This is a genomic window from Rhizobium sp. RAF56 (assembly GCF_052113965.1).
Lineage (GTDB): Bacteria > Pseudomonadota > Alphaproteobacteria > Rhizobiales > Rhizobiaceae > Rhizobium.
Genome location: NZ_JBFRDU010000075.1, coordinates 1 through 7,816, shown reverse-complemented (window position 1 = coordinate 7,816; position 7,816 = coordinate 1). Strand labels below are relative to the sequence as shown.

Genomic DNA, 7,816 nt, shown 5'->3' with positions numbered 1-7,816 from the left:
GGTCGCCCAGGCCCGTAACACGACCGGCCCATTCGCCGTCGATCATCGCGCTGCCCTCGAGCTCGAGGCCCAGCTCCTCAAAGAAATCTATCGCCGCTGCGAGGTCTTCGACGACGATCCCGATGTTGTCCATCCGCTTAAGCGCCATGCTTTCCATCCTCCACTCTTGTCTCCGGTTCAGGTCATTCACCTGTTCGGGACGCTGGCGCGGGGCTCCCTGCACCGTGGCTAAAGGGTTCACGCGACGAAGAGATGTGTCGTCCACGGCGGGAGCACCGCCGATGCGACCTCTGCAGGCGTTGGATACACCAGTCGTCCCAACCCTTCATCCAAAATCCGGACATGTTCGGAGCAATTGGCGCGAAGTCGTAGGACACGTCCGTTGAGTTTCCAGTCGAGGTAGATCGCGTCGTCGTCTGAGGGCAGCACGCGTCCTGCGTATCCTGGACAGGAGGCAAGCAGCGGCACGACGTGTTTCCTCCGCACTTCGAAAAGGCGCTGGAGGAAGGATGCCCAGGCGACGCGGATCGGCCCCCCGGCCTCGTCCCATATGATCTTGCAGTTTTCGAAGGTGGCAAGATCGTTGGGATCCGGGGTGTCTTCCGGACGATATCCCTTCGGAAGCCCGCCAAAATTCGCGGCCTCCTTGCGACGACCGGCCGCCACCGCCCTCGCAAGCTCTCCTTCAAAATCGGTAAAGAAGTGAAACCGGCGCTCGCTGAGGTGGTCGTCGCCCATAAAAAACAGCGGGATCTGTGGTGATAGGGCGAGGATCTCCGTCAAGACCTTGTGGCATCGTTCGCCGATAATTGTGTGAAGGCGGTCGCCCAGTGCGCGGTTGCCAACCTGGTCGTGGTTCTGCAGAAAATGCACGAAGGCTGGAGCAGGAAGAGATGCCGTAGGAGGAGGCTCGATCCTTAGCAAGCGCTTGCCTTGCTGCAGGTAGCCTTCGGCCAAAGCCTTCTTCACCTTCGTCCACGGGTCGTGCCTGAATGCCTCGTAATAGCCGCCGGATTCTCCGGTTGCCGCCACATGTACCGCATGGTGGAAGTCGTCGTTCCAGTCTGCGACGAACAGGCGCCTGCCTCCTCCGAGGTCTGCAAGCAGATCTGTGCCGTTGGCGGGGTTTTCCGTGATCAGATGGATCTGCCGGTCTGGGAAGTGGTCGCGGACGGTTTCGGAAATCTCCTGCAGGATATGGCGGTCGCTATCGTCTTCCATCTGGTCGACGGCGTCTAGTCTCAGTCCATCGAGCGGGAATTCCGCAAGCCAGTAAATCACGTTATCGATAAAGAAATGCCGAACCTGCTCTCTCTCGAAGTCGATCTTGTCGCCCCATGGCGTCGGCGCGCCCTTCCTGAAGAACTCAGGCGCGTACTGTGGCAAGCAGTTCCCCGCCGGTCCGAAATGATTGTAGACAACGTCGAGAAACACCATCAGTCCATGACCATGGGCGATGTCGACGAACCGACGAAAGTCGTCGGGCGTGCCATAGGCGCTATGCGGCGCATAATGGAAAACGCCATCGTATCCCCAGCCTCTGCTGCCTGGAAAATGCGCAAGCGGCATAATTTCGATGGCGGTGAACCCCAATTCCGAAAGCCGGGGCAGATGCTCGATCGCGGCTTCGAAGGTGCCGTTCGCGGTGAAGGTGCCGATGTGGATCTCGTATACAACCGACTCCTCCCACGCTCGGCCCCGCCAGCACTTGTTCTCCCAATCGAAGCCGGCTGCGGTGCAGACGGTAGAAGGACCGGACACGTCGGCTTGGAACCGCGAGGCCGGATCTGGAACCCGCGTTCCGTCGGGAAGCACGAACATATACGATGCACCGTCGCCCACCCCGTCCACCTCGGCGCCGAACCAGCCAGCCCGCTGCAATTGCATGCTCACTAGACGACCGCCGAGCTCTACCGAGAGTGCCGACAGTTTCGGCGCCCAGAGGCGAAATGAGACGACATCGCCGCCGAGCGCCTGCGGTCCCCATGCATATCTCCTTGGGGTCATCTGAGCAGTCCTTGCCCGCCGTCGACGAAGATCGGCGTCCCGGTGACGTGTCTCGCCGCATCGCTCAAAAGAAACCCGATGGTCTTCGCGACATCCTCGGCCCTACCCGGCTTTCCGCCGGTGATCGGCACGCTTCCCTGCGGCCATATCACGGGAACCTCCGCCTCCTCAGGATGGCGGATTTCGGTCGACGAACCAATGTTCGTTTCAATCGCACCCGGACAAACGACGTTTATGCGGATGCCGTGTCGGCCGAGTTCGAGCGCGAGTTGCTGGGTCATCGCCACTTGGGCGGCCTTTGTCGCGCTGTAGGCGGTCGCTCCCGGATTGGTAAATGTCCGCACGCCGTTGATAGAGGCAACGATCACAATCGAACCGTGACCCCGTTCCTTCAGAAGCGGGACCATCCGGTTCAATGTCAGGAACGTGCCGCGAAGATTTACCCGGATTGTCCTATCCCATTCGTCGGCAGCGAGATCATCGATCGGCGCCCACACACCGTTGATGCCGGCGTTGGCGACAACCGCATCGAGGCGACCGAATTCATCCCTGATAGCTGCGGCGGCCCTGTTCATATCTCCTTCGGAACCGACGTCGCCGTCGACCGCAACCACCTTTGCACCTTGTCCCTGGAGACTACGGGCCAGGTTTTCCAGCGGATCGTAGTCAAGATCGAAGAGAGCGAGATCGTACCCCGTCGACGCAAGGAGTATTGAGGTGGCCAGACCAATCCCGGAGCTGGCACCTGTGACGAATGCGACGGGCCGGGCCATCCCTAGTCACGCGATCGAGGCGCGTCGCGGCCTGTCTCAAGGTCATGGAACCCAACATTTTCCGATGGGAGTTCGTTGTCCGGCGAAGCCGCCTTGTCGGTTCCGGTCATTCCGCCGCTCTTCTCGGTTTCGTTCCGGGCTTCGAACGCGCTGAGTTGGACCATCAGCTCCTTCGCTCGCAGAACGGCCGCGCCGGGATCGAGGCTTGCATCGCTTATCATTCGAACGGAAACCAATTCGCCGCCCTCCCCCTGAAATTCGACCGTAATGGTGCCCTCGGTCAGAGTGCCAACGTGGGTGTCGATCAATCGCATCGGCGTTCTCCTTGTCGCGACACAATGCAGGAGAAGGCCAGTTGTTCCTTTTCAGTTCGGCGGAGAAATGGGCGCTGGATCCTTCACCGGCCATGATGTGACCAACGACATCAAAGTCGCACAAGCTATGCACGCCGATGTTCAAGGTGACGACGGCTACCTGTTTCTCGCTCACCGCCAACCGCGGATTTGACGCGGCCTAACCACCGAAGACAGTAAAGAGAAGGAAGATAAAGGAAGCGGTTGCGAACGAGCCGGCGAGTGTGACGCTGTAGCCCATTAAAGTGTTCCCCGGTGAACGATGCCACGCTAACGGGGAATAGGACCGATTGGTTCCTCCCGCTAGCGCTCGTCGCTGTCGAGAAGGTCGACAAAGCCGTGAAGTGAGAACGCGGAACCACTCATAATGTGGAGCGTTCCCTCTTCTCGAAAGCTGGAGAGGTTCATGGACAAACTGCGACACGTCGACGATGACCTTTCAAAGACCCAGGTCATTCCCCCAATGCGGGTAGACTTGCCCCTTGCAAAGTCGACCGAGGAGCAGTTGGCCGTCCCCGCCACGATCGACGGTACCGACTTGGCGGAGGGAAATAACATGCGAGTCAACGAAATCATGTCCAAGCAGATCGCGACCATTTCGCCCAACGATTCAGCGCAATCCGCAGCCCGATTAATGGTGGAAATGGACGTCAGCGTTCTACCCGTGGCATCTCCCGTTGGTACGGTCATCGCGCTTGTCAGCGAAAGGGACGTTATGTCCTCGGTGATTGCGACCGGAAAAGCCATCACCACCTCTATTTATGAATTCATGACGCCCTGTACAGAGGTTTGCGGCCCGGATGACGACTTGGAGGGGGTGCTGAACCTGATGAGGGAAAAGGATCTTGTTCATCTGACTGTTCTCGATGCAGGCAATCACGTCGTCGGCGTGGTGTCACGCTCCGACGCGTTGCGGGCTCTGCAGCAACGGAGAGCCGCTATATGACCTTAGCGTTGATGGCAGATCAATTTTGGGAAGAAGCCGTGGTCCTGGAGGCACCGGGGCGTATCCTGAGGGTGATTAGTTGTCGCGACGCGGCCATATGCCTTCTTAACTACTGGCAGGGCGACCATCCGACCCGAAAGGCGGCCCTCGACAAATGCCAGTTCGCTCTGAACGGCAATGAGGAGCCCGAATCTGCGCGGGTTTCCTTCATCGAAGCCGCAAAGGAAGCGGGATTTCAAATCAACTCCTGGACATAAACGAGATTGGACGGGCAATGGCATCGCGTCGCACCTCGCCATCCCGCTAGCACGACCCGCGTCGGCTTCCTCAGAAAGGGCTCACGGGTTTTCAGCATTCTCCGCTCATATTCGTAGGGAGATTTCATGTCCGACAAACGACACGGCAAGATCGAACCCGGCGACTGGACGATCCTGGGGGCAACGCCGGACAGCGAGGGCATCAACTTCGCACTGTTCAGTGCCCATGCCGAGCGCGTCGAACTCTGCCTGTTTGACGAAAGCGGCGAGAACGAGATCGACAGGATCCCCCTTCCCGAATTTACCAACGAGATCTGGCACGGCTATGTGCCCGGCCTGAAACGCGGCGCATTGTATGCGTATCGAGTTTACGGTCCCCATGACCCGGAAAACGGTCATCGCTTCAATCCGAACAAGCTGCTTATTGACCCCTACGCCCGCGAGTTGGTGGGCGACATCGAATGGGGACAGGCTCAGTTTGGATACAGCCTGGACAGTGAGGAAAAGGACCTGTCGTTTGACGAGACCGACAGTGCTCGATTCATGCCTAAGTGTCGCATCGTCGACGCGTCGGAGTATCAATGGGGGGACCATGTCAAACCTTCTGTTCCATGGTCGCAGACGATCTTCTATGAGACCCATGTAAAAGGCTTCACAAACCTCCATCCATCTCTGCCCGACAAGCTTCGGGGAACCTATGAAGGATTGGGCCACAAGGAAATCGTCGCCTATATTAGAAGCCTGGGAGTGACGGCTGTCGAATTGCTGCCGATCCACTGGTTTCAGGACGACGCCCATCTTCTCGACAAGGGTTTGAGGAATTATTGGGGTTACAACTCCCTCGGCTTCTTCGCGCCTGCCTCTCGCTACTATGGACCGAAAGGTCTGAACGGCTTCCGCGAGATGGTGCGAGCGTTCCATGAGGCCGGCATCGAGGTCATTCTCGACGTCGTCTACAACCATACGGCGGAAGGCAGCGAACTCGGCCCGACCCTATCTTTCAAAGGTATAGATAACTTCTCCTACTATAGAACCCTCCCGGACGAGCATCGCTTCTACATCAACGACACCGGCACCGGAAACACCTTGAACACCTCCCATCCGAGAGTCCTGCAGTTGATCACGGACTCGCTGCGCTATTGGGCGGAAGAGATGCAAATAGACGGGTTCCGTTTTGATCTCGGTACGATCCTCGGGCGGGAACCGGAAGGGTTCGACCAGCGTGGAGGCTTTTTCGACGCCGTCGGTCAGGATCCCGTCTTATCGAGATTAAAGCTGATCGGAGAGCCTTGGGATATCGGCCCTGGTGGCTATCAGGTTGGTGGTTTCCCGCCTGGTTGGGCAGAATGGAACGACAAATACCGCGACACTGTCAGGGACTATTGGAAGGATGAGGACGGGACGGCGCGGGACTTTGCAGCGCGCGTCCTTGGCTCCGGCGATGTCTATGACCTGCGCGGGCGCAGACCTTGGGCGAGCGTCAACTTCGTCACCGCGCACGATGGCTTCACGCTGAATGATCTCGTTTCCTACAATGAGAAGCACAACGAGGCGAATGAAGAAAACAATCAGGATGGTCATACCGACAACCGAAGCTTCAATTATGGGGCGGAGGGGCCGACCGAGGATGAGGAGATCAATGCCATCCGGGAGCGTCAGAAACGTAACCTCCTTGCGACCCTCCTGCTTTCCCACGGCACCCCTATGCTACTCGCAGGGGACGAACTTGGCCGAAGCCAGTTGGGAAACAATAACGGCTATTGCCAGGACGGCGAACTGAGCTGGTTGCATTGGGAAAACCAATCCGAGAGTGCTACAGCGCTTGGAAAATTCACCAGGCGGTTATTAGCGCTGAGACAGGCGCAACCCATTCTCCGACGAGACAACTGGCGCGATGGATTGGGCGTGAAGTGGCTCAGCCCGACCGGAGGAGAGCAGACCGAACAGCAATGGGACGATGCCGGAAGCACGACGATCGGCCTGCGCCTCACGAGAGAGACGGATGGCGAAGCATGGGGCGATATCCTCTTCCTGTTCAACCCGCACGACGGCCCGGTGGATTTCCAACTGCCCGAGCCCCCGAATACCTCCTGGCGCGTGGAGATGACGACGACCGAGGCGGAGCCGTCAGGGGAATATATGAAAGGCGTGGGAAGCTTAATGCTTCAGCCTCGGTCTTTGGTTCTCCTGCGATCAGTTTGATCCGTGTCCACTTGCTGCTTCCCTGAGGAAACCCCAACGTCGAGCGGCGGAACATCCAACTGGAGACTGACGTCTAGGTCGGTGGCCCGATCGAACCGTCAGGAGCGGCAGCCCAATGCGCATGCTTTAGATCGCTTGGGCATTCTGCAAATGCCGAGAGGCAAGCGCTGTTCCGGTCAGTTCCGCAAACAGCGCTGCGTATTGCCGCGCGCTCGTTTCCCAAGAGAAGTCCATTTTCAGTCCCTGAATTCTCAGACGGTTAAATGTATCCGGCTTTGCAAATAGCTCGATCGCTCGGTCTATAGCATGCGCTAATGCCTCGGCAGTGATTGGATGGAACTGGATCCCTGTCGCTGTACGGGCCGCGATCGCCGCATCGTTGGCGTCAATGATTGTCTCGGATAGACCGCCAGTGCGCGAGACGACGGGCACCGCACCATATCGCATCGCATAGAGCTGCGTGAGGCCGCAGGGCTCGAACCGCGACGGCTGGATGAGGAAATCACTGCCGCCATAGATCACGTGAGCCAAGCCTTCATTGTAACCGATCGATACTGCAACCTTGTGAGGATACTGCTTGGCGAGGTTTCGCACCTGGTCGTGCAAATGGTGATCGCCCTCACCGCATATGATCAACCGCCCTCCAGCCTCCACCAAGTGCGGTACGGTTTGTACGAGAAGATCGATCCCCTTCTGCCATGTCAGTCGGCTAATCACGGAAAAGATCGGGCCTTCCTCCTGGTGAAAGTCGAATAGATTGATCAGATGCTCTCGGTTCAAGCTACGAGCAGCCAGGCTGTTCCGGTCGAAATTTTGGACAAGGCAAAGATCGGTGGCGGGATTCCAGACGTCGTCGTCGATCCCGTTCACTATTCCTCTCAGCTTCTTTCTGTTTGCCTTAAGGACCCCTTCCATCCCCATGCCGAGCCCCTCCCCCAGTATTTCCCGCGCGTAAGTTGGGCTGACGGTCGTGATGATATCGGCGGTCTGCACGCCGCCTTTCAAGAAGCTTGTATCGCCATAGTATTCCAGGCACTCGGTCGACTGGGCTTCCGGCGGAATTCCTAAATCCGATAAGTGATCGAAAGGAAACTGGCCCTGGAAGGCAAGATTATGAATGGTGAGAACCGTCGGCAGGCTGCTTTTCAGCCGGTAGCGCAGGTAGACAGAAGTCAGCGCGGACTGCCAATCATGCGTATGCACAAGATCCGGCTTCCAGTCGGTGATCGCGCCATCCGCAATCAAGGCACCCCCCAGCGAAAGCGCTGCGAACCGTCG

At 58.1% G+C, this 7,816-nt stretch carries 7 protein-coding genes and 1 pseudogene; 3 read left to right on the top strand and 5 right to left on the bottom strand.

Annotated features, from left to right (window positions below; translation table 11 throughout):
- The 4 genes and pseudogenes from AB4048_RS28180 to AB4048_RS28165 form a co-directional block, all read right to left on the bottom strand.
- Nucleotides 1–148: pseudogene (locus AB4048_RS28180) on the bottom strand (VOC family protein); the annotation flags it as partial.
- Between the two features lie 89 nt (nt 149–237).
- On the bottom strand, nt 238–2,007 hold the full coding sequence (gene treZ, locus AB4048_RS28175) for a malto-oligosyltrehalose trehalohydrolase (protein WP_442205258.1): 1,770 nt from the start codon (nt 2,005–2,007) through the stop codon (nt 238–240).
- Complete coding sequence (locus AB4048_RS28170; protein WP_442205257.1) at nt 2,004–2,780, bottom strand: SDR family oxidoreductase; 777 nt, start codon at nt 2,778–2,780, stop codon at nt 2,004–2,006. The genes treZ and AB4048_RS28170 overlap by 4 nt, the downstream gene beginning before the upstream one ends.
- A 2-nt stretch (nt 2,781–2,782) precedes the next feature.
- The gene (locus AB4048_RS28165; protein WP_442205256.1) at nt 2,783–3,094 is read right to left on the bottom strand and encodes a hypothetical protein; all 312 of its coding nucleotides are present in this window, start codon (nt 3,092–3,094) and stop codon (nt 2,783–2,785) included.
- A 445-nt stretch (nt 3,095–3,539) separates the two neighbouring features.
- On the opposite strand from AB4048_RS28165, the gene AB4048_RS28160 reads away from it, so the two are divergent.
- The 3 genes from AB4048_RS28160 to glgX all read left to right on the top strand — a co-directional run bounded on the left by AB4048_RS28160 (nt 3,540) and on the right by glgX (nt 6,538).
- On the top strand, nt 3,540–4,079 hold the full coding sequence (locus AB4048_RS28160; RefSeq protein WP_442205255.1) for a CBS domain-containing protein: 540 nt from the start codon (nt 3,540–3,542) through the stop codon (nt 4,077–4,079).
- Nucleotides 4,076–4,336, top strand: coding sequence for a DUF982 domain-containing protein (locus AB4048_RS28155; RefSeq protein WP_442205254.1), 261 nt, complete (start codon nt 4,076–4,078; stop codon nt 4,334–4,336). The genes AB4048_RS28160 and AB4048_RS28155 overlap by 4 nt, the downstream gene beginning before the upstream one ends.
- A gap of 126 nt (nt 4,337–4,462) precedes the next feature.
- Nucleotides 4,463–6,538, top strand: a complete 2,076-nt coding sequence (gene glgX, locus AB4048_RS28150) for a glycogen debranching protein GlgX (protein WP_442205253.1) — start codon at nt 4,463–4,465, stop codon at nt 6,536–6,538.
- A gap of 126 nt (nt 6,539–6,664) precedes the next feature.
- On the opposite strand, the gene glgA is transcribed toward glgX, so the two are convergent.
- A partial coding sequence (glgA, locus tag AB4048_RS28145; protein ID WP_442205252.1) for a glycogen synthase GlgA occupies nt 6,665–7,816 on the bottom strand: 1,152 nt, incomplete at its 5' end.